Here is a 2,278-nt window from a genome sequence, read left to right on the forward strand (position 1 = left end):
GCTCTATTATCATCTTCTTGGCGAATTCTGTAGATAAAGCTACCTACCTCATCATTTTCAAATTCTCTTCCTTTTGTTTTAAAATATTTATCAACTTGCTTATTTTCATTCTTAAATTTATAAGATTTTTCTAAATATGAAATAGCATTATTATAATCTCTCTCATCGTTGAGTTCAAATCTAACTTCTAATTCATTCATTAATTTTACCTCTCAATTCTTTAAAGGCTGAAGTCTCTTTACATTCACTCAGTCTATAGTAAGTTTCTGGTGATGTTTTATAGACACAAAGCCTGATATTTTCTTGCACTCATTTTAGCACTTCAATATAATACTGTCAAGATTTTTGATGATATTTTTTATTTATTTTTATTAAATACATATTTGTATCTTTTTTGGATTAAAAAAACGATGCTTAAGTGAACATCGTCTTTACTATTCTGTTAGATCTGCAATGTAATGCTCAATTTTTAGAGCCATTGACATATTGCCCTCAAGCTTATATAGGAAATAAGCCGTTTCAAAGTACTCTTTTACTGCAACTTTAGAAGAAAAATTCTTACTGACATTTCCCATCAATAAATATAAATCAGCCAAAAGATACGTTGTTCTATACGTCTTACATTGCTTTATCGTATCTGTGATTTTTGTAATAGCTTCTTCAGTATTATTCTGCAACCATAGGTAGCGACAAACATTATAATTAAATTTAATAGAAAGGTTTAATTCTTCAATTGTGTTTAACTTGAGTTGATTTACTTGATACTCTAACTTTTCTCGAATTTCATTAAAACTTTCTAAATCTTCAATATCATAATAAAAATTGAATAGAGTATTTGCAACTTGAAGGTAGGTCAAGTCAATTACACTTAACTGAGACAGTACCTTCTTCAATCTTGCCACAGCCTCCTCTTTTTGCCCATAGAAATAAAAATCTATAAGAGATTTTATCCACTCCATATAAAACTTATCTACTAAAGACAAGCGATGTACTTTTACACTCTCTAGTTCATATATATATTTCAAAGACTCATAATTTCGATTTGTGATAAATGTCTGAGCTAACTTCTTAAACTCTGATAGCTCGTCAATCTCCTCTTCAATTTGCTCATTAAAAAAATAATCCATACTAACTTTTAACTTCTTGGACAGAGCATATAAAAAGTCTGCTCCTGGAGTAAATTCTCCATTCTCTAATCGACTAATCTGTCCCTGTTTACATATCCCCTCAGCCAATTCTCGCTGAGACATTTTTAATTCTTTTCGTCTATTTTTTAATCTTGTTGCTAATAGTGTACCCACGTTTGCATTTTCCTTTTCTATTCGATTTCAATTTCAATTGTAACATGATTAAATTTTAAATACAAATTAATAAACCAAAAGATACAAATTATATATAAGTAATGACTAGATATGTTACCTTTGAAAATCTATCCCTTCTTCTTTTGAGATTTTCTTACTCAAACGATTGATAAACGTATTCACTTTAAATGGATTAGATATTAGACTATCATGTTTAAATTTTGTTATTGATATATTTAACAGACCAGAAATAGTCTTGTACAACATATCAAATTCAGGGGAATAATAACGATTTTCCCCATTTTTTAGGCTCTCTATTTCATAACAATCAATTCATTTTGTCACATACCTTAGCCCGAAAAATCCACACCAAATCTTTTTGAAAGCTGTTTAAAGCTTTGTACTTACTTTCTGAGTTCATAGATCTGAGACTTAACCTCATTTGTACAATTCCATAATAAAAATAAGGACATTCTAATACAGGAAGTCCTTATTTTTCCTATTTAATTGGTCAAAATTATTTTATCCTTTTACTAACATTCATTCTCTTACTAAATCATACTCTTTATTAATAACCCTATTTTAGAGTATGTCCGTAAGTTTGAATAATTTGTTGTATATCTTTACGCCTTAGTAATCTTGAAACAGCCTATATATCAACACCTTTTGATAATAAATATGAACCGTAAATATGCCTTCCTGCTGTTGCTATCATGGTTTGACTACCATCCCAAGTTCGGATAAAAATACTTTCAAGCATTTATTCAATCCATAATTTGTAGAAAGTTTATACCTTCTATCACAAAAGACCAAATCATATTTCTTTAATTCTTCACGATTATAAAGAACCTTATCTTGTTCCTCTTTCAATGCATCCAATACAGATATTAAATCTTCATCAATAAAAATTTCTCTTATAGAAGTATTCGTTTTTTGAAAAACAAAATTTGTCGATTTCTAGCAAATCTTCCATACGT

Annotated in this window: 1 protein-coding gene and 2 pseudogenes; all 3 read right to left on the reverse strand. The window is 28.8% G+C overall.

The window, feature by feature from the left end; all coding sequences use genetic code 11:
- Nucleotides 1-200 (reverse strand): annotated as a pseudogene (locus D8787_RS11005) (adenylate cyclase); the annotation flags it as partial.
- Between the two features lie 234 nt (nt 201-434).
- A complete protein-coding gene (locus D8787_RS11010; RefSeq protein WP_125423849.1) occupies nt 435-1,301 on the reverse strand; it encodes a helix-turn-helix domain-containing protein in 867 nt (288 codons plus the stop codon).
- Between the two features lie 540 nt (nt 1,302-1,841).
- Nucleotides 1,842-2,278: pseudogene (locus tag D8787_RS12085) on the reverse strand (site-specific integrase); the annotation flags it as partial.

This window comes from Streptococcus mitis, from assembly GCF_003944325.1.
Taxonomy (GTDB): domain Bacteria; phylum Bacillota; class Bacilli; order Lactobacillales; family Streptococcaceae; genus Streptococcus; species Streptococcus mitis_CW.